Source organism: Amycolatopsis sp. MEPSY49 (assembly GCF_051337345.1).
Lineage (GTDB): Bacteria > Actinomycetota > Actinomycetes > Mycobacteriales > Pseudonocardiaceae > Amycolatopsis.
The window spans coordinates 50,998-71,005 of record NZ_JBDLYJ010000021.1; the positions used below are offsets into that span (position 1 = coordinate 50,998).

Consider the following 20,008-nt stretch of genomic DNA (forward strand, 5'->3'; position numbering starts at 1 on the left):
TTCCCGTTGACCGGACCGTCCGGTGAATCGACGTTCGGGCCGATGCTGGGCGGCGACGGCCGGCCGGGACAGCTGTGGGCGATGCTCCCCCGCGAGCTGGCCGCGGTGTTCCGGCCGCGCCTGCTCGACGTCGCCGACGAGGTGCTGCGCGAGATCCAGCGGACCATCCCGGACTACGCGCGGCCGCTCGACGGCGCCTTCGGCAAGGCGCTGCGGGCGGGCGTGCAGGCGGCGATCCTGCAGTTCATCGACCGGATCGCCGCGTCCGGGCCGATCCCGGACTCGCGGCGGAAGGTGTTCGTCGGGCTCGGCGTGCACGAGCTCGCGCAGGGCCGCAACCTCGACGTCCTGCAGGCGGCCTACCGGGTCGGCGCGCGCGTCACGTGGCGGCGGATGGCCGAGGTGGGGACGCGGGCGGGCGTGCCGTCGGCGACGCTGTGCCTGCTCGCCGAGGCGATCTTCGCCTACATCGACGAGCTGTCGGCGCTGTCGATCGAAGGGCACGCGGCCGCGCAGGCCCGGGCCGCCGGCGCGCTGGAAAGACGGCGTCGCCGGCTGCTGGACCTGCTGCTGGCGGACCCGCCGTCGCCGTCGCGGACGGTCCAGGAAGCGGCGACGGCGGCGGACTGGCCGTTGCCGCACCGGCTGGTCGCGGTGGCGTTGGACGGGCCCGCGGACGTCGCCGGACTGGGTGCCCTGGAGGACCTCGAAGACGGGACACCGCGGCTGTTGCTACCGGCGCCTTCGGACCGCGCCGCGTTGACCGCCGCGCTGGCGGGGCACCGGGCCGCGGTCGGCCCGCCGGTGCCGCCGCGGCAGGCGGGCCGCTCGCTGGCGACGGCGCAGGAGGCGTTGCGGCTGATCCCCGACGTCCTGCCGGACGAGCCGCTGACCTGGTGCGAAGACCACCTGGCGACGCTGTGGCTGCGCAAGGAACCGTTTCTGGCGACGGAGGTGTCCCGGCGCCGGCTGGCGCCGCTGACCGCGTTGACCCCGAAGCAGTACAACCGGCTGGCGGGGACGCTGCTGGCGTGGCTGGAGACGTGCGGCAACGTCCGCGAGGTGGCCGACCGGCTGGCGATCCACCCGCAGACGGTCCGCGCCCGCGCCCAGGAGCTGGAGGCGTTGTTCGCCGACCACCTGCGGAACCCGGACGACCGCTTCGAGATGATCCTGGCCCTGCGCGCGACCCTGACCTAGACCGGCGTGATGCCCGGGCTGGTGCGTCCGGCCAGTTCGGCGGCGAGGTGGCTGACGTGCGGCGGCTCCAGCATCGACCGGTGGTCCCCCGGCACGATCTCGACGTGCAGGTCCGCGCAGCACGCCGCCCAGCCGGGCGCGGCCGCGTCCGCCGTCAGGTAGAGCACGACCCGGCCCGCGTACGGCTCGGGATCGGGCGGCGCTTCGGCGGCGAAGAGCACGACGACGTCGACCCGCTCGCCCAGCGCGGTCAGCCGCCGCGCGGTTTCGAAAGCCAGCACGCCGCCGGCCGCCCAGCCACCCAGCCGGTACGGCCCGGCCGGGCGCACCTCCCGCAGCCTCGCGACGCCGGTGTCCACATCGGACGCGTCGAGGACGTGGCACGGCACGTCGCCGAGGTGCTCGCGCAGCGACCGGTACACCCCGGGCTCGCCGAACAGCACCAGCGGGGTGCCCGAGCGCCGGGCCCGGACGGGGATGGACGCGCCCGTCACGTAGCCGGCGAGGTCGTCGAGGCGCGCCCCGCCCAGCAGGAGCGGCACCGGCAGTGCGACGCCGAACTCGCGCTCGACCGCGGCCCGCGCGCGCATCGCCGTCAAGGAGTCCAGGCCCAGCTCGACCAGCGGCACGTCCGGCGCCGCCGGGCGGCCGAGCAGCCCGGCGACGATGTCCGCCAGCCGGTCGCGCGGGGTGGCGGCCGCAGGGACGCCGTCCAGTATCGCCGCGAAGTACGGCCGCCGGACGAGGTCGCTCGTGTCCAGCCGCGTGATCCCGACCGACGGCCGATCCGATGCGAGCACGGCCGGCAGGGCTTCGACAGCCTCCGACACAGCGCCCCAGTGCACCGTCGTCGCGGGCAGGCCTCGCGATCGGCGCCAGTCCGCGAACGCGTCCAGCCACGCGTCCGCCGTCGCTTGGGCCGGCTCTTCGGGCGCGCCGAACAGCGCCGCTGTCGACGCGTAGTTGAGCCACCAGCCCGGCGGCGTGTCAGCGGTCGCTTCGTGCAGGCGCCGCGCTCCGAGGACCTTGGGGCGCCACACGGCCGCGACGTCGTCGCCGGCGACGCTCGCCGCGTGCACGATTCCCCTCAACGGCAGGCCATCCGCGGTGGCCGCGGCGATGAGCCGTTCCGCGACCCCGGGGGCCGCGATGTCTCCTTCGATGACGACGACGTCCACTCCGGACAGTTCGATTTCGCCGTCGTCATGTCCGCAAAGGACTATGCGGGTCGCGCCGGCGCTCGCCAGCCAGTTCGCGGTGGCCAGGCCCAGCGCACCGAAGCCACCGGTGATCACGTAGGCGCCCGGACCGGGCGAGCCGCCGTCGACGAGCGGGACGCGGGTCAGCCGTGCCGCGTACCGGACGTCGTGGCGCCAGCGCACTTCGTCGTCGGGCGCGCCGGAACGCAGCTCGCGGGCGAGAACGTCCACATCGGACCGGGCGTCGCAGTCGACGAGCGTCGCCCGCAGGCCCGGCCGCTGATGAGCGAGCACCCGGACGAGCCCGCGCAGGAACGCCAGCCCGGGCTCGCCGCTCGACTGCGTCACCAGGTGGAGCCGGACACCCGGCCCGAGGCGGTCGATCACCGTGCGGACGACGTCCAGTAGGTCGCGGGCGTCCTCGGGATCGTGGTAGGCGTGCGGGGCGCCGGCGAGGAATACGACGCCACGCACCGGACGCTCGGCCAGGAAGCCCGGCAGCTCGTCGAGGTCGTCCTGTGGCAGGGAAAGGGCTTCGTCGCCGGCTTCGGCCAGTGCGAGGGCGAGCGCGACGGCCCGGCCCAGCGCGGCCGGGTGCTCGTCGGTGAGCAGCAGCCACGAACTCCGCTCGCCCGGCGGGATCGGCGGCAGCGGGACCTCCGGCCACGTCGTCCCGAAGGCGCGGGCGGCGAGCGGCACGTCGCCGGGTGCCCGGAAGCGGACGTCGGCGAAGTCGGCGACGACCTCGCCGTCTTCGGTGACGAGCTGGACCGCTTCGGTTCCGTCCTTGCGGCACCGGACGCCTTGGCCCGGGTCGCCGAGCAGCCGGACCCGGCCGAACCCGGCGGGCTCACCGGGGCCCAGGCAAGCGTCGGCGACAACGGGGTGCAACGCGTACCCCGGCGGCGGGGGCTTGACTGTCTTGTCCACTTCGGACAGTGTGGCGGGCGCCGGATCGGTGTCGGCCGAGACCCACGCGGTCGCGTGCCGCACCCAGCCCGCGCCGGTCTTCGCCCGCACCACGGCGGTGCCGTCGAGCCGGATTTCCGTGCTGAGCACCGTTTCCCCGGTCACCGCGAGCACCCGGTGCACCTCGAGGCCGTCGACGCGGACGCGGCCGGTGCCGAACAGCTCCCGCGCGCCGGCCAGGAACAGTTCCAGGAACCCGGTCGCCGGGAACACCGGGACGTCGTGCATGCGGTGTTCACCCAGCCAGGCGGGCGCGTCCGGAGCGATCGTCGCCTGCCACAGGTGCCGATCTTCACCGGGGATCTCGACCCGAGTGCCGAGCAGCGGATGGTCCGTGGCCCGTCGCGGCAGGTGGAACGTCCGGTGGTCCCACGGCGGCGGGGGGAGGTCGAGCACGGGCGCCTCCGGGTAGCGGCGGTCGAGCACCGCCGGGTGCCCGGCGGTGTGGAGTTCGGCGAGCGAGTGCGCGAAAGCGTTTTCTTCGCCGTCGCGGCGGCTCAGGCTGGCCAGCGTCCGCACGCCGGCGGCGGTCTGCTCGACGGCGGGCAGGGCGATGGGGTGCGGCGAAATCTCGGCGAACCAGCGGTGCCCGTCGGCGACGGCGGCGGCGACCGCCTGGGTGAACCGGACCGGGCGCCGGAGGGTGGCGACCCAGTGGTCCACATCGAACACCGGGTCCTCCAGCGCGCTCGAATAACACGTGATCCCGGGCGGCCGGGGCCGCAGGTGCCCGAGCGCGGCGCGAAACCGGCCGAGAACCGGCTCGACGGCGGCGGTGTGCCCGGTGCCCTCGAGCCGCCGAGCGAGCCGGCCGAGACCGTCCACACGGGACACCAGGGCGGCGATGCGCTCTTCGCTGCCGGCGACGGTGCACTGCGTCGGCGAGGTGTACTCGACAACGGTGAGGCCCGGCTCGCGCACCTCGTCGGCCGGTAGCTCGACGACGGCCATCGCGCTCGGCGGAAGTTCCGCGAGGAGGTTCGCGGAGGTGACGACGACGTCGAGACCGTCCCCGACGTCGAGCGCCCCGGCGACAACGGCCGCGGCGACCTCCCCGGTCGAGTGCCCGAGCACGGCGACGGGCTCGACGCCGTGCGCCCGCCACCAGTTCGCCAGGGCGACCTGGGTACCGAACACGAGCGGCGCCACGACGGCGGGGTCACCGAGCGGCCGGCGCAGCGCGCCCCGCAGCGAAAACCCGGCCTTGGCGAGAAAGATCGGTTCGAGAGCGGCAACGGCGGCCCGGAATTCCGGCTCGGCCCCGAGCATGCGCCGCCCCATCGCGGGCCACTGCGACCCGGCGCCGGAGAAGACGAAGACGGGACGCGGGAGTTCGCGCCCGGCCGTGCCGCGCACGACATCGGCGGTGGTCCGCCCCTCGGCGAGGGCCCGCAGCCCGGCGAGGAGGGCGGCCCGGGACGAGGTGACAACGGCGGCCCGAAGAGGCAGGTGCTCACGCCGCCGGGCAAGAGCGGCGGCAAGATCACCGGGCGCGATGGAGCGGCCAGGCCCGGCAAGCCAGTCGGCCAAGTCCCCGGCCCGGCGGCGAAGGGCGGATTCCGAATGGGCGGAGACGGCGAAGATTTGCGGCCGCCCACTCCACCGCGACCCAGGCGCGGCGGGGGTGAGGGGTTTCGGCCATTCTTCGAGGACGAGGTGGGCACCGGTACGCCCGAAGGCCGAAACCCCGGCGCGCGCGGTTCCGCCATAGCGCGGCCAGTCAGTGGGATTGTCCACAGGGGACAGCCGAGGCACGCCGGGACGCCGACTCGCCTGCGAGGGCGAGCCGGCTGGTTCGCTCACACCGGAGCCCCGAGCCGACCCCGAGCGCTGGCCCGCCGACGGGGACCGGTCCGCCGGTTCATCCACGCGGGAACCGGGAGTTCCCCCCGAGCGCGGGTTCGGCGGCGCCGGGTGGCCCGCATCGGCCCGTGGAGCCGGTTCGGAACGCAAGCCCGGCTGCGCAGCTGGACCCGCCGACTCGCCCACACCCAACAGCCGAGGCGAACCCGGCTCGGCGAGGCCGAACGATGGCGGGATCCGATCGTGCCACAGGGCGAGCACCACCTTGATCAGCCCAAGAATTCCCACCACCCCGCCAACATCGCCGAACCCCGGCGAGCCGAACAACAGCGGCCGGCGATAGTCCCGGTTGCGGCCGAGCACCACCTCCAGCGCCTGGCCCTCCACCACCGACCCCGGCGTCTCGACGTAGTCCACAGTGGCCGGATCCGAACCCGCCACCGCATGCGCGTCGGCCAGAACCTGCGCCGGCAGACCGCCCGACCGCCCCGCCGAGCCGACCGCGCTGCCGCGGATCACCGCCAGCACCCGGTCGCCGTCACGGCGGGCGTCGGCCAGGCGCTTCAGCACCACCACCCCGGCCACCAGCCCCTCCACCCCGGCCGCGACCATCAAATCGGCTTCCCCCGCCGCCAAAGCCCGCGCCGCGTGGTGGACCGCCGTCAACGATGCCGATCCCGCCGCGTCCACCGAGGAACTCGGTCCGCGCAGGTCGAACCAGTCCGACACCCCGCTCGCGATCGCCGGCGCCCCCGCCGGAACCCCCGCGAACACGCCCGTCCGGCTGCCGCGCAGGGTGCCCGGCGCCAGGCCCGCGTGCTCGAACGCCGCCCACGTCGTCTCCAGCAACAGCCGCTCCCGGGGGTCCATCTCCGCCGCCTCGGCCACGTCGATGCCGAAGAAATCCGCGTCGAACTCCGCGACCGACGCACCGGGCACGACCACGCCCGCCAGCAACGCCCGCCATAACCCCTCCGGCGACTCGATCCCCGGCAGCCGGCACCCGATGCCGAGCACCGCGACCGGTTCACCCGCCCGGGGCCGCGGCCGGGCCTCGAGCGCCGCCGCCAGTGCCGCGATCGACGGGTAGCGCCCCAGCAGGCCCAAGTCGGGTTCGCGGCCGAGCAGCTCCCCCAGTTCGGCCGCGATCGTCGCCTCGTCCCGGGAGGACAGCCCCAGCTCGGCCAGCGGCACCGCGGCGTCGACCAGCTCCGGCGCGAGGCCGGCCAGCCCGGCGATCCGCTCGGTGAGCCACCGCCGCAGCTCGTCGGGGTCGTTCACCGCAGGCCACCGAGGGCCGCGCCCGAAGGCAGCACGACGACCCTTCGCGGCGTCAGCCCGTGCCCGGCCGACAACGCGGCCCGCACGGCCCGCTCGACCTCCCCGCGCGGCGGAACCGCCCCCGGCCGCAGTTCGACGACGACCACGACCCGCTCCCCACCGAACGCGGCCGCCGCGCGCACCGCCGGATGCGCCTCCTTCACCGTCCCTTCGAGGTTCCGGGGGTCGTGCCCGCCGACGACCCGGCCGAGCACCGAAAGCGCACCGGACCCGTCCAGGAACCCGAGATCCCCGGTCCGCAACCACCACCGCGGCTCGTCGTCGTCGGCGAGAAGGGCGCAGAAGACGCGCGCGGACTCCTCGGGCCGGTTCCAGTACCCGCGGCCGACGTTCGGGCCGCTCACCCAGATCTCGCCGACCTCACCCGGGGGTCGCCGCCGGCCACCGGAGTCGACGACCGCGATCAGCTGCCCGGCGGGCGTTCCCTCGACACTGACCACAGCCGTCGCTTCGGCCAGGACGTGACACACCCGCAACGCGCCCGCGGCGAACGCCTCCCGGAACCGCGCCAGGTCCGGATCCGCGGCACTCGCCAACGTGCCGGCGTCGAGCGGCAGGGGCGAATGCGCGAGGAGCCGGTCGACGAGCACCACGGGCCGCCCGGTGGTGATCGGCAGGGCGACCGTGAGCAGCAACCCGAGCGGATCGCTCGGCGGCAGCCAGTTCACGATCGTCCGGCCCGGCAGCACGCCGGCCACCTGCCGCGCGTTGGCCAGGATGTTCGCGTGCGTGACCAGCACGCCGGCCGGGTACTGCAGATACGCCACGTCTTCCGCGGCCACCGGATCTTCGGTGAATTCGCCCGCTTCTTCGACGATATCGACGGCCAGCACGCGGTGCCCGCAGGTGTCCGAACCGGAAAGGAATCGCCGGGTCGCGGCCACGGTGTCCGCCGTCGCCAGCACGATCGAGGGTTCGGCGTCGGCGAAGGCCGCCCGGTTCCCGGCGGCCAGGGGGATCGCGACGAGGCCGGCCCGGATCGCGCCGAGGAACGCGACGACGTGGTCCACGGGCCGCGCGACGAGGATCGCGGCCCGCTGCCGCGGTTCGGTGACCTGGCGCAACGCCGCCGCGACGGCGGTCACGCGGCGGTTCAACTCGGCCCACGTCCACGTGGTCCCGAGCCACGTCAGCGCCGGCTCGTCGCCCGCCACCGCGGCCCGGCGGGCCAGCGAGGTGGTAAGCGTCGTGGCCCCGGCTTCGGCGACGCGGCCGCCGAAGACCCGTTCAGAACTCGTGAGCATGGATTCCTCGCGCATTTCTCGCGGCGGATCGGTGATTCACCGTATTTCCCGCGTTGAATCCGTGTCAACGAACCGGGAATGCGCGGAAATACTTTGTCATTCCGTTCACTGCGACGCGGGCAACGCCTGTTGTCAACGTGACAATCACGCGGCGGACATCCCGGTGACCCGCCACTTCCCGGCCACGCGCTCGGCCGTCACGCTCAGCTGGGCCGCCCCGGTGCTCCGCTGCCCGTCACCGCGAGTGCCGGTCTGGTCGAGGAACACCAGCAGCGCCGCGCGGTCGCCGTCGAGCAGTTTCACGCCGGACGCGACGGCGGTCGAGGTCACCACGAGCTTCTGGTCCGCGGCCAGCTTGCGGACCTGGCCGAAGAGCTGGTCGTACTGCGCGAGCGCGGGACCGGCGAGGAGGTCCTTCGCCGCCTGCTCGTTCTTGGCCGGGTCGTCGTAGCGGTAGGAGAACAGCGTGCCGAGCGCGGCGCTGATCTGCTTCCCGGCCTCGGCCGTGCCCGCGACGTCGGAAAGCGCGGTGTTGTGCGCGACGACGGCGTTCGTGCTCCGCGCTTCGAGCGTGAACCACACCGCCAGCCCGGCCATGAGCACCGCCACCACCGCGAGCACCACCCTCGCCCGCCTCCGGGGCTTCGGCGGTTCGACGACGACCTCTTCGGCCGGCGCGGGTTCGTGGTGGCGCCCGGCGACCTTCACCGTTCGCTTCTTCGTCGGCACGGTCATGGTGTCTCCCCCGTCGGGACCTGGCCCAGCCCGGTGACCCGCCAGCCGTCGGGCCCGCGCGTCAGGTCGGCCTGGAACCGGTTGCGTTTCGTCACGGCGTCGCCGCCCTCGGGCGCCACCACCAGCTCGACCGACGCGATCAGCTTCGCCGTGCCCGCGCCGGTGTCCACTTCGGTCACCGCCGCGTCGGTCACCTTGCCGGTGGTGACGGTCTTCGCCTGCGCGATCCGGTCGAGACTGCCCTGGCGATCGGCGGCCAGCTCGTCGTGCAACGCCCCACCCGAAAGGTCCAGCCAGTGCTGGTACCCGGGCGCCGCCTGCCGGTAGTCCAAAGTGGTCAGCCCGGCGACGGCCGTCCGGCCCGCCGCCAGCGCGTCCTCCCGGACCACCGCCCGCGCGACGCCGTCGTCGTGCGCCGCCTGCCACCAGCCGAACCCGGACCAGCCGGCCGCGACGGTCGCCAGGACCGCGGCCGGCCACACGACAATCCTCACGGCCGTCCTCCCGGTGCGTTCTGCGAACCCCGCACGTTCGTCGGATTGCCCTTCGGCAGCGCACAGCGCGCGGCCGTGTTCAGCGGGCGGGTCGACGTGTCGAGGCCGTCGCGGTACGGCGTCGTGTACCCGGTGGTGCACGGCGGTGGGTCGAAGAACGTCAGCGACAGCCCGAAGTGCGCGCCGTCCGGCCGGATCACGGCGCTGCCCGCGGCGACCGCTTGCGGCGCGGTGATCAGCAGCTGCCGCAGCCCGTCCTGGCGGGCTTCGAGGACGTCCGCGGTGGTCAGCAGGTTGGCCAGCAGCACGCCCAGCTGCGGCCCGGAGTCGCGGATGAGCGCCCCGACCTCGTTCGCCGCGGCGGGGACCGCCGGGATGAGCGTGCGCAGGTCGCCGTCGGACTGCTTCAGCGTCGACGCGAGCAGCTTCGCGTTCACGCCGAACTCGCGGATCGCGTCGGCCTGCTGCACCTGGGTGTCGAGCACGGTGTGCGCGTCGGTGACGAACCGGGTCAGCGGCGCGACGTGCGCGCTCGCGGCCTGCACGAACTCGATGCCGCGGCCGACGAGCTGGTCCAGCGCCGGGCCGGCGTCGGACGTCGCGTTGTACAGCTCGTCGACGACCGTGCGCAACGCCGGCTTCGGCACCGAGTTGGCGAACGAGTCCACTGTCGACAAGACGACGTCGACCGGCAGCGGGATCTTCGTGTCGGCTTGGGTGATCACCGAGCCGTCCTGCAGTTTCGGCCCGCCGTCGGTGCGGGGCCGCAGGTCGACGTACTGCTCGCCGACGGCCGAGCGGTCGGCGACGACGGCCTCGGTGTCGGCCGGGACGGGTGCGGTGCCGGAGTCGATCTCGAGGTCGGCTTCCATCCCGGCCGGGGTGAGCCGCAGCTCGCCGACGCGGCCGATGGGGACACCCCGGTAGGTGACCTCGGCGTTGGTGAAGATCCCGCCGCCGGTCGGGAACTGCGCTTTCACCGTGTAGCCGCGGTCGAAGAACACCTTGTCGAGCCCGGCGTAGGTGGCCCCGACGTAAGCCACGCCGAGGACCGCGATGACGACGAAGATCGTCACCTGGACGCGCACGAACCGGGTCAGCATCAGTGGCCCACCTTGAGGAACCCGTTGAGGTAGTCGCCGCGGATCGTGTCGAGCGCGGCGTCCGGGAACGGGAAGGTGAAGATCATCTCCATCGCCTTGGGCAGCTTGTCGCCGGAGTCGGCCAGCCGCCGCAGCAACGGCTCCAGCGCCTTCAGGTCGGCGACGAGGTCGTCCTTGCTGCGGTTCACCGTGTCGACGGCGACGGAGGTCAGCCCGTCCAGGGACTTGAGCATGCCGACCAGGGCTTCCCGCTGCTGGTTGAGGACGCCGATGCCGGGTGTGAGGCCGTTGAGCGTCGTGGTGATCTGGTCGGTGTGCGCGTTCAACGTCTGCGCGAGCTTGTTGACGCTCTCGATGGCACGGGTGATCTCGGTCCGGTGCTCGTCGAGGCCCTGCACGAAGGCGTCCAAACTGGACAGTAGGCTGCGCGCCGCGGTTTCGCGACCGCCGAGAGCTTCGTTGAGCTGGTGGCTGATGTTCTGGACCTGGGCCACGCCACCACCGTTGAGCAGCAGTGACAGCGCGCCGAAGACCTCCTCGATCTCCGGCGTCAGCGTCGACCGGTCCAGGGGGATGGCCGCGCCGTCGAGGAGCCGGCCGGACGGCGTCGCGTCGTCCGGCGGGGCCAGCTCGACGAACTTCTCGCCGAGGATGCTGGCCTGCCGCAGCCGCGCGACGGCGTTGCCCGGCAGGTCGACGTCGCCGTTGAGCAGCAGGTCCACGACGGCGCTGTGCCCGTCCGGCGCCAGTTCGACCTTGACGACCTGCCCGACCGGCACGTCGTTGACCTTGACCCCGGACTGCGGCACGAGGTCGAGGACGTTGGTGAAGCTCGCGGTGACGTGGATCGGGTGGTCGCCGAGCGCGGCGCCGCCGGGCAGCGGGATGTCGTAGACGCTCACCCCGCGCCCGCAGCCGGTTGTGACCAGCGCCAGCGTCACCACCGCGGCCAGCTTGACCAGGGACTTCATTTCGGCTCCGCGAACTCGAGGAGGTTGCCGCGGCCGTCGATGGCGCCGTTGGCCTGGTCGTAGGCCCCCAGCAGGTTCGTCAGGGCGTTCGGGGCCGCGCTGAGCGCTTCGGCGAGGGAGTCCTTCTGGTTCACGAGCACCTTCGTGACGTCGGCGAGCTTGTCCACATCGGACTGGACCTTGCCGCGGTTGTCCTTGATGAACCCCTGCACGACGGTCAGGGCCTGGGTCAGCTCGGTCAGCGCGCCGGAGAACTGGTCGCGCTGGTCGGCCAGGACCTTGCTGAGCGACGCGATCTGCGAGATGGCCTGCTTGACCTGCCCGTCGTTCGCGGCGAGCATCGCGGTGAACTTGCTGATGTTGTCGACTGAGCCGAAGAGGTCGTCCTTGGAGTCGCTCGCGGCGCGGGCGAACTCGCCGAGGTTCTTGATCGCCGTGCCGATGGTCTGCCCGTTGCCGTTCAGGTACTCCGCCGACTTGGTCAGCACCTCGCTGACCGCGCCGTCCTTGTTGGCGCCCTGCGGGCCGAGCGCCGTCATCAGCTGGTTCAGGCTGTGCAGCAGGTCGTCGACCTCGACCGGGGTCGCGGTGCGCTCCCGCGGGATCGACGCGCCGTCGGCCAGCTGCGGGCCACCGTGGTAGACCGGCGTGATCTGCACGTACCGGTCGGCGACCAGGCTCGGCGTGATGACGACGGCACCCGCGTCCGCGGGAAGCTGGACGTCCGGTTTCAAAGTCATGGTCACCTTGACGTCGGTGCCGTTCGGTTCCACTTCGGACACCGAGCCGATCGCGACGCCCAGCACCCGCACATCCGAATTCGGGTAGATGCCGACCGCGGCGGCGAAGTACGCGGTCAGCGTCCGCTCGGCCGGTGCGGTCGCGATCGGCCAGGCCGCTGAGACCACCAACGCGAGGAGGACGCCGAGTGTGAGGGCCCGCAGTCGCGTTCGCCGGCGCGCCCGGGCTCCCAGGTCGATGAGCTGGTGGGCCATCAGCGTCCCCCGTTCTTCGGTGGCAGGCAGCTGCCCGGCGTGGTGCCGGTGGGGATGAGCCCGCAGATGTAGGTGTCGATCCAGCGGCCGTTGCCGACGGCGTTGCCGAGCAGCCGGTAGAACGGGCCGGCCAGGCGCAGGCTGTCCTCGAGCTTGCCCTGGTTCTGCTGCAGCACGGTCGCCACGCGGTCGAGCTGGTCGAGCGCCGGGCCGAGCGTCTTCTGGTTGTCCGCGACGAGCCCGCGCAGCTGGATCGAGAGGTTCTTGATGCCGGTGAACAGCTGCGCGATGGCGTCCTTGCGGGCGTTGAGCTCGGTGAGCAGCGTGTTGCCGTCGCGGATCAGGGCCTGGATCTGGTCGGAGCGCTCGCCGAGCGTCTTCGAGACCTGGTTGGTGTTCTGGAACAGCTTGACCAGCTCGTCGTCGCGGGACGCAAGCGTTTGCGAGAGGGCGGCGATGCCGTCGAACGCGGTCCGCACGTCCTGCGGCGCGGAGGCGCCGAGCGTGTCGGACAGCACGCGGAACGCCTGCGCGAGCTGGTTCGTGTCGATCGCGCCGACCGTGCTCGCGAGGTCGTTGAACACCTCGGTGACGTCGTAGGGCGAGCTGGTGCGCTCGGCCGGGATCGGCTGGTCGGGGTTGAGCTCGCCGTTGCCGACCGGGTCGAGGACGAGGTTCTTCTGGCCCAGCAGCGTCTTGATCTTGATCGCCGCGGTGGTCCGGTTGCCGATCCAGGTGTCCTTGACCCGGAACAGCACCTCGACGTGGTCGCCGGCCAGCCGCACGTCGGTGACCTCGCCGACCTTCACGCCCGCGACGCGGACCTCGTCGTTCGGCTTGAGCCCGGCGGCCTCGTGGAACTCGGCCTTGTAGGTCGTGCCGCCGCCGACGATCGGCAGGTCGTCGGAGAAGAACGTCGCCCCGCCGACCAGGGCCATGACCAGCGCGGTCACCGCACCCACGACGATCGGGTTGCGGCTGCGGAACGGTTTGATCCGCGGCGGTTTCATCGACACCTCGCAGCGGTCACGGGGATGCCGGGCGGCGGGCCACCGGGCGCCGGCTTCGCGTCGGAGTCGACCGCGCACAGGTAGAAGTTCGCCCACGAGCCGTAGGAGAACAGCGTGCCGATCCGGTCGAGCTTCTTCGGCAGGTTGTCGATGAACTGCTGGAACACCGGGGTGTTGTCGGCCAGGTTCTTCGACAGGTCGCCGAGTGCGGTGATGCTGTCCTTGAGCGGCTGGCGCCCTTGCTGCAGCAGCCCGGCGGTGGCGGTGGTCAGCTCGCCGAGCCCGCCGATGGCCTGCCCGATCGGCTTGGCATCCGCGGCGAGGCCGGTGACGAGCTGCGCGGTCGTGTCGACGAGCGCGTCGAACTGGTCGCCCTGGGCGTTCACGGTGTCGAGGACGGTGTTGAGGTTGCCGATGACCTGGCCGATCACGGCGTCCTTCCCGGCCAAAGTGGACGTCAGCGACGCGGTGTGCTGCAACAGGCTTTCGATCGTGCTGCCCTCGCCCTGCAGAACCTGGATGATCTCGAACGACAGCTGGTTGACGTCGTTGGGCGACAGCGCCTGGAAGAGCGGCTTGAAGCCGTTGAACAACGCGGTCAGGTCGAGCGCCGGCTTGGTCCGCTCCAAGGGGATTTCCGCGCCTTCGGCCAACGTCGGCGAGGTGTCCGTGGCGCCCGGGTCGACCGAGAGGTACCGCTGCCCGACCAGGTTGCGGTAGCGGATGGTGATCGCGGCGGACGCCGTCAGCCGGTGCGTGCGGTCGACGGAGAAGCCGACGTCGGCGAGGCGGTGTTCGACCACCTTGACCGAGTCGACCTGGCCGATCCGGACGCCGGCCATCCGGACCTCGTCGCCGGGGTTGACCGAGGTCGCGTCGGTGAACCGGGCCGTGTACCCGATCGTCGCGCCTACGCTGGAGTTGGCGATCGTGACCGCGAGGATCCCGGTCGCGACCGCGGTCACCAGGAAGAAGACCAGCCCCTTGACGGCGGGTCCCACCACGCTCCTCATCGGACGCTCACCTCCGTTCCGCGCAGCGCCGGTCCGATGAGGACACTGCTCCAGTCCGGCACGTCCCCCAGCGTGGGCTTCAGGATCTCGGCGACGAGCTGACGTTCCCCCGGCGAGTTGGCCGGGCCGAGGTCGCCGTCCGTGGCGCCCGAGGCCGCGGCACCGCCGCCGTAGCACTTCGGGCCGCCGGTCGCGTCGTAACGCGGGTTGTCGCGGCCGGGTACGTACTTCGCGCGCGGGTCCTGCACGGTGAGCGTGACGTGCAGGCCCGGCTCGTTCGTCCCCTTGCCGAGGGCCTTCTCCATCAGCGGCTTGAGCCGGTTGACGGCGTCGAACAGGCAGGGGAACTCCGGCGAGTACTGCGACAGCAGTTCCAGCGACGGGCGGCTTTCCGCCGAGACACCGATGATGTTGTCCTTGTTCTTGCGCAGGAAGTCGTTGAGGTGCCCGGTGGCGCTCGTGACACTCGAGTACAGGCTGTCGAGGTCAGCGCGGGTGTCCACAATGGTCTTCGCGGTCGTCGACAGGTCGGTGAGCGCCTGCAGGATGTCCGGGGCGGCCGTCGTGTAGACGTCGGCCGCGTTGGCGAGGCCGGTGATGTCCGCCTTGAACTGCGGCATCAGCGGGTTCAGCTGGGCCAGCAGGTCCTGCAGCTTGACGATGCTGTCGCCGATCGGCTGACCGCGGTTGTCCAGGGCTTGGGAGATCGCGCCGAGCGAGCTGTTCAGCTTCTGCGGCTGGACCGCGCGCAGCAGCGGCAGCAGGTCGCCGAGTACGCGTTCCAGTTCGATCGCGTTGGCGGACTTGTCCTGGCCGATGACGTCCCCCGCTCCCAGCTTCCCTTGTGGCCGGTCCGGGAGCACGAGGTTGACGTACCGCTCGCCGAACACGGTCTTCGGCAACAGCCGCGCGGAGACGTTCTCGGGCAGCAGGCCGATCTTCGCGGGGTCGAGCGCGAGGTCGATCTCGGCGCCGGTGCGCGTGCTGCGCACCGCCCGGACCTCGCCGAACGGGACGCCCTTGACCTTCACCTCGGCGGTCGGCGCGAGCTGGTTGCCGACCCGGTCCGCGCGCAGCGTCACCAGTTCCGAGTCGTCGAAGTCCTTGTCGTAGATGGCGACCGCGAGGTAGCCGAGCAGGACGAGCACGCCGAGGAACGCGACCCCGGCGAGCTGCGTGCCGAACCGGCTCATCCCGACACCTTCACCGTCGTCGTCGCGCCCCAGATCGCCAGGGACAGGAACAGGTCGAGGACGCTGATCAGCACGATCGACGTCCGCACGGCCCGGCCGACCGCCACGCCGACCCCGGCCGGCCCGCCGCTCGCCCGGTAGCCGTAGAAGCAGTGCGTCAGGATCACGCCGACGCTGAAGACGAGCACCTTCCCGAACGACCACAGCACGTCGCCGGGCGGCAGGAACAGCGTGAAGTAGTGGTCGTAGGTGCCGCCGGACTGTCCGAAGAAGACGACCGTGGTGAGCCGCGAGCCGAGGTAGGAGATCAGCAGCCCGATCACGTACAGCGGGATGATCGCGATGAACCCGGCGACGATCCGGGTGGTGACCAGGTACGGCATGCTCCGCACGGCCATCACCTCCAGGGCGTCGATCTCCTCGGAGATCCGCATCGCGCCGAGCTGCGCGGTGAACCCACTGCCCACAGTGGACGACAGGGCGAGCCCGGCCACGAGCGGCGCGATTTCGCGGGTGTTGAAGTACGCCGTCAGGAACCCGGTCATCGCCGAGATGTTGATCTGGTTCAGCGCGCTGAAGCCCTGCAGGCCCACGGTCACGCCGGTGAACACGCACAGCCCGACCATCACGCCGATCGTGCCGCCGATCACCGCGAGCGCGCCGCTGCCGAACGTCACCTCGGCCAGCAGCCGGACCACTTCGCGGAAGTAGCGCGTGACGGCGAGCGGGACGGCCGCGAGCGCGCGGACGTAGAAGAGCAGCTGATCGCCGAGGTCGAACAGCCGGTCGCCGGGTTTGCCGAGGATGGCCACTCAGGTTCCCTTCGCGGGGACGAGCTGCAGGTACAGCGCGGTCAGCACGGTGTTGACGAAGAACAGCAGCAGGAAGGTGATGACGACGGACTGGTTGACGACGTCGCCGACGCCTTTCGGCCCGCCCTTCGGGTTGAGGCCGCGGTAGGAGGCGACGACGCCGGCGAGGTAGCCGAAGATCACCGCCTTCACGGAGCTGACGACGAGGTCGGGCAGCTGCGCGAGGGCGTTGAAGCTGGCCAGGTACGCCCCGGGCGTGCCGCCCTGGACGATGACGTTGAAGAAGTAGCCGCCGAGCACGCCGACCACGCTGACCAGGCCGTTCAGCAGCACGGACACGCCGACGGCGGCCTGCACCCGCGGCACGATCAGCCGGTGGATCGGCGAGACGCCGAGCACCTCCATCGCGTCGATCTCCTCGCGGATGCTGCGCGCGCCGAGGTCCGCGCAGATGGCGCTGCCGCCGGCGCCGGCGATGATCAGCGTCGTCACGATCGGGCTGGCCTGCTGCACGACGGCCAGGACGCTCGCCGCGCCGTTGAACTGCTGCGCGCCGATCTGGCTGGTGAGCGAGCCGAGCTGCAGCGAGATCACCGCGCCGAACGGGATCGAGACGAGGATCGCCGGCGTGATGGACACGCTGGCGATGAACCAGAACTGCTGGACGAACTCGCGGACCTGGTACGGGCGGCGGAACATCGCCAGGATGATGTCGAGGCCCATCGCGCACATGCGGCCGAATTCGCGCAGGCCGTTGACCGCCCGCTGCTGCACCTGGATCGTCATGCCTTGCAACCGCCGCTGAAGCACCGCAAGGTGAGGTTCGAGACGAAGGTGTTGCCCGGCCCCGAAACCAGGCCGGTGAGCAACCGGCTCACGTCTTCGTGCCCGACGCAGCCGGCGAACGGCGGCGCGGTGAACGTGGAGGTCACCTTCACCGGCGGGGCCGGCAGCGAGATCGGTACCAGCGCCTTGATGTTCACGGACGCGGGCTGGGCCGTCCGGCAGTTCGGGCCGACGTCGAGGGTCTTACCGTCCACTTTGGCGTCCGAAAGCTTGATGAACACCTTCGCGGTGACGTCGGTGTCGGCGCAGATGTTCGTCTGCGTGGCCTTGCAGTTGGTGTCCTTGCCGGTCTTCACGGTGGCCGTGCCGGTGGCGTCGCCGTCCGGGATGATCTCCACGCGGCCGGTGGTGGCCATGAACCGGAACGCGACGAAGTAGCCGTTCGTGGGCGGGATGTTCAGCTTGCCGGAAATCGGCACGGTGTTGGTGAGGCCGCCCAGTGCACCGTCGAAGGTGCCCGGCGGGAAGGCGATGTCGGATCCGAGCTTGGCCACGTGGCTCGTGGTCGGCTGCTGCGCGTCCCCGAGGGTGAACCCGAAGGGAATCTGCGTGGCCGCTTGGGCCTGAGACGGCGCGGTCTCGCCCGGCGCGGCTTCCGCGGCGCCGAGCGAGAACGCGGTCAGCGCCAGCACGAGCAGGAGCGGCACCGCGCGTGTCAGCACTGACATCCGTAGTTCCTCATGGTTCGTAGTTACTCACGATTCCCGTTGTCACACAAGGAATCCGCAGTTCTTGTCACGCCGCTCAGTGGTGCGCGGCGCGGTTTTTCCACGCCGCGTCACAACTTCACTTCTTGGTCAGGTTCACTTCCAGCTTGTTGCCCGGACCGGAGGTGATGCCGGTGATCAGGCCGGTCAGGAAGCCGCAGCCGGTGAACTGCGGGATGCCGTAGGTCGCGGTGAGCTTGCCACCCTTGAGCGGGTCGAACCCGGCCGCCGACGTCAGCGGCACGTCGGCCGGCTGCACCGTGTGGCAGGAGTTCGACGACAGGATCGGGAAGCCGAACACGCGGACCTTCGTGAGCTGGACGTCCACCTGCGCGTTCGCCTTGACCGCGCCGCCGGTGAGGGTGCCGTTGATCGCGCCGACCTGGTTCAGCTTCACCGTGGCGGAGGCGGGGATGAAGCCGAGCACGCGGAAGTCCACGTCGGACTTCGGCAGCGCGAGCTGGGCGCCGAACTTGCCGGACGCGGCGTCGAGCTTGGCGTCCAGGGTGCCCGGGCCGAGCGGCAGGGTGGCGTGCAGCTGCTTGATCGTCGACTTGCCCTTGACCGTGTACTTGACCTCGATGCCACCCGGCGGGGTGGTCGGCTGGGTCGTCGACGTGGTCGGCTCGGTGGTCGGGGTCGTGGGCTCCGTCGTCGGGGTCGTCGGCTCAGTGGTGGGAGTCGTCGGTTCCGTCGTCGGCGTCGTCGGCTCAGTGGTCGGAGTCGTCGGTTCCGTCGTCGGCGTCGTCGGCTCAGTCGTCGGAGTCGTGGGCTCCGTCGTCGGCGTCGTCGGCTCGGTCGTGGGCGTCGTCGGTTCCGTCGTCGGCGTCGTCGGCTCGGTCGTGGGCGTCGTCGGTTCCGTCGTCGGCGTCGTCGGCTCGGTCGTGGGCGTCGTCGGTTCCGTCGTCGGCGTCGTCGGCTCAGTGGTCGGAGTCGTCGGTTCCGTCGTCGGCGTCGTCGGCTCAGTGGTCGGAGTCGTGGGCTCCGTCGTCGGCGTGGTGGGCTCCGTCGTGGGAGTCGTCGGTTCCGTCGTCGGCGTCGTCGGCTCAGTGGTCGGAGTCGTCGGTTCCGTCGTCGGCGTCGTCGGCTCAGTCGTCGGACTCGTGGGCTCCGTCGTCGGCGTCGTCGGCTCGGTCGTGGGCGTCGTCGGTTCCGTCGTCGGAGTCGTGGGCTCCGGCGTCGGCGTGGTCGGCTCCGTCGTCGGCGTCGTCGGCTCCGTCGTGGGAGTCGTCGGATCCGTCGTCGGCGTCGTCGGCTCAGTGGTCGGAGTCGTCGGTTCCGTCGTCGGCGTCGTCGGCTCAGTGGTCGGAGTCGTGGGCTCCGTCGTCGGCGTCGTCGGCTCCGTCGTGGGAGTCGTCGGCTCGGTCGTCGGCGTGGTCGGCTCCGTCGTGGGAGTCGTCGGTTCCGTCGTCGGAGTCGTGGGCTCCGTCGTCGGCGTGGTCGGCTCCGTCGTCGGAGTCGTCGGAGTCGTCGGCGTCGTCGGCTCCGTGGTCGGAGTCGTCGGCTCGGTCGTCGGGGTCGTGGGCGTGGTCGGCGTCGTCGGGGTGGTCGGCGTCGTGGTGCCGCCCGCCGGCTTGATCTCGAACGTGCCCAGCTGCTGGTTCTGGCCCGGGACGGCGACGCAGTCCGAGGTGAACGTGCCGAGGTCGGTCGGCTGGCCGTCCGCCGTGCGCGGGGTCATCGTCGTGCTGAAGTTCCCGACCGTCACCGACGCGGTGCCCGGGCTGGGGAACGTCACGGCCGGCGCCTTGCCGCTGCTCTTGACGTGGAACGCGCCCGACGGCGGGACCGGCGTCGAGGCGATGGTCAGCGGCAGGTTCAGGTTCAGCGTCTTGTCGACCGGGTACTTGAGCACGGCCGCGGCCTTCGCCGAGCCGTCGAGCGACGTGGCGCCGACCAGCGCCAGGCCCTCGGTCGCGGTCTCCGGGACGGTGACGTCGACGTCGAAGGTGATCGGGGTCGACGAGGCGCCCGCGACGGCGTTGTCCGGCAGGTTCGTGTCGATCTTCACCGACAGCACCTGGTCGCCGATCAGCGGGAACGGGCAGTTGTAGTTCAGCGTCAGGCTCACCGGCGCGGCCTGGGTCGGCCCCGCCCCGACCAGCGCGACGGTCGCCGCGACGCCGGCGACGGTCGCGACGGCGAGGCCGTAGGCGGGCTTTCTCGACTTCCACGAAAACTTCACGGATCGTCACCTCGGGGAATGGGGGTAATTTCAGCGAAAAGTACCTCCGCAAAACCGCGTTAACAAGCGACGCCGGATTCTTTGTCACGCGCATGGGAGCGGCCTCCGCCTGAAGGGTCACGCAGGTCAGCCCTTGTCACGTGCGTGCTATCCGGCGTCGCGAAAATTGTCACGCGCCCGGCGAATGG

The 20,008-nt window shown here is 71.7% G+C and carries 15 protein-coding genes; 1 reads left to right on the forward strand and 14 read right to left on the reverse strand.

All coding sequences use genetic code 11. The features are described from left to right. Positions 1 to 42 precede the first annotated feature (42 nt). Entirely contained in the window at positions 43 to 1,200 is a 1,158-nt protein-coding gene (locus ABFJ78_RS47155) for a helix-turn-helix domain-containing protein (protein WP_436394103.1), read from the forward strand. Here the strand turns inward: ABFJ78_RS47155 and ABFJ78_RS47160 are convergent. The 14 genes from ABFJ78_RS47160 to ABFJ78_RS47225 form a co-directional block, all read right to left on the reverse strand. Next, complete coding sequence (locus ABFJ78_RS47160) at positions 1,197 to 6,452, reverse strand: acyltransferase domain-containing protein (RefSeq protein ID WP_436394008.1); 5,256 nt, start codon at positions 6,450 to 6,452, stop codon at positions 1,197 to 1,199. The two genes, ABFJ78_RS47155 and ABFJ78_RS47160, sit on opposite strands and share 4 nt — an antisense overlap. Then, positions 6,449 to 7,756, reverse strand: a complete 1,308-nt coding sequence (locus tag ABFJ78_RS47165) for an AMP-binding protein (protein WP_436394009.1) — start codon at positions 7,754 to 7,756, stop codon at positions 6,449 to 6,451. Before ABFJ78_RS47165 ends, ABFJ78_RS47160 begins: the two co-directional genes overlap by 4 nt. A 144-nt stretch (positions 7,757 to 7,900) precedes the next feature. Then, positions 7,901 to 8,491, reverse strand: a complete 591-nt coding sequence (locus tag ABFJ78_RS47170) for a hypothetical protein (protein WP_436394010.1) — start codon at positions 8,489 to 8,491, stop codon at positions 7,901 to 7,903. Next, positions 8,488 to 8,985 carry a hypothetical protein gene (locus tag ABFJ78_RS47175; protein ID WP_436394011.1) on the reverse strand — a complete coding sequence of 166 codons (498 nt, stop codon included), beginning with the start codon at positions 8,983 to 8,985 and terminating at the stop codon, positions 8,488 to 8,490. Before ABFJ78_RS47175 ends, ABFJ78_RS47170 begins: the two co-directional genes overlap by 4 nt. Then, the gene (locus ABFJ78_RS47180; RefSeq protein ID WP_436394012.1) at positions 8,982 to 10,088 is read right to left on the reverse strand and encodes an MlaD family protein; all 1,107 of its coding nucleotides are present in this window, start codon (positions 10,086 to 10,088) and stop codon (positions 8,982 to 8,984) included. The genes ABFJ78_RS47175 and ABFJ78_RS47180 overlap by 4 nt, the downstream gene beginning before the upstream one ends. Then, positions 10,088 to 11,059 carry an MCE family protein gene (locus ABFJ78_RS47185; protein ID WP_436394013.1) on the reverse strand — a complete coding sequence of 324 codons (972 nt, stop codon included), beginning with the start codon at positions 11,057 to 11,059 and terminating at the stop codon, positions 10,088 to 10,090. The genes ABFJ78_RS47180 and ABFJ78_RS47185 overlap by 1 nt, the downstream gene beginning before the upstream one ends. Next, positions 11,056 to 12,054 (reverse strand): MCE family protein, encoded by a 999-nt coding sequence (locus ABFJ78_RS47190; RefSeq protein WP_436394014.1) that lies wholly within the window; start codon positions 12,052 to 12,054, stop codon positions 11,056 to 11,058. Before ABFJ78_RS47190 ends, ABFJ78_RS47185 begins: the two co-directional genes overlap by 4 nt. Continuing rightward, positions 12,054 to 13,064, reverse strand: a complete 1,011-nt coding sequence (locus tag ABFJ78_RS47195) for an MCE family protein (RefSeq protein ID WP_436394015.1) — start codon at positions 13,062 to 13,064, stop codon at positions 12,054 to 12,056. The genes ABFJ78_RS47190 and ABFJ78_RS47195 overlap by 1 nt, the downstream gene beginning before the upstream one ends. Then, complete coding sequence (locus ABFJ78_RS47200) at positions 13,061 to 14,077, reverse strand: MCE family protein (RefSeq protein ID WP_436394016.1); 1,017 nt, start codon at positions 14,075 to 14,077, stop codon at positions 13,061 to 13,063. Before ABFJ78_RS47200 ends, ABFJ78_RS47195 begins: the two co-directional genes overlap by 4 nt. Next, complete coding sequence (locus ABFJ78_RS47205; RefSeq protein ID WP_436394017.1) at positions 14,074 to 15,270, reverse strand: MCE family protein; 1,197 nt, start codon at positions 15,268 to 15,270, stop codon at positions 14,074 to 14,076. The genes ABFJ78_RS47200 and ABFJ78_RS47205 overlap by 4 nt, the downstream gene beginning before the upstream one ends. Beyond that, positions 15,267 to 16,082 carry an MlaE family ABC transporter permease gene (locus tag ABFJ78_RS47210; protein WP_013229372.1) on the reverse strand — a complete coding sequence of 272 codons (816 nt, stop codon included), beginning with the start codon at positions 16,080 to 16,082 and terminating at the stop codon, positions 15,267 to 15,269. Before ABFJ78_RS47210 ends, ABFJ78_RS47205 begins: the two co-directional genes overlap by 4 nt. Then, complete coding sequence (locus ABFJ78_RS47215) at positions 16,083 to 16,868, reverse strand: MlaE family ABC transporter permease (RefSeq protein ID WP_436394019.1); 786 nt, start codon at positions 16,866 to 16,868, stop codon at positions 16,083 to 16,085. It lies immediately after the preceding gene. Further along, positions 16,865 to 17,596: a hypothetical protein gene (locus tag ABFJ78_RS47220; RefSeq protein WP_436394021.1), complete on the reverse strand. Its 732-nt coding sequence runs from the start codon at positions 17,594 to 17,596 to the stop codon at positions 16,865 to 16,867. Before ABFJ78_RS47220 ends, ABFJ78_RS47215 begins: the two co-directional genes overlap by 4 nt. A 118-nt stretch (positions 17,597 to 17,714) precedes the next feature. Further along, entirely contained in the window at positions 17,715 to 19,820 is a 2,106-nt protein-coding gene (locus ABFJ78_RS47225; protein WP_436394022.1) for a DUF6801 domain-containing protein, read from the reverse strand. Positions 19,821 to 20,008 lie beyond the last annotated feature (188 nt).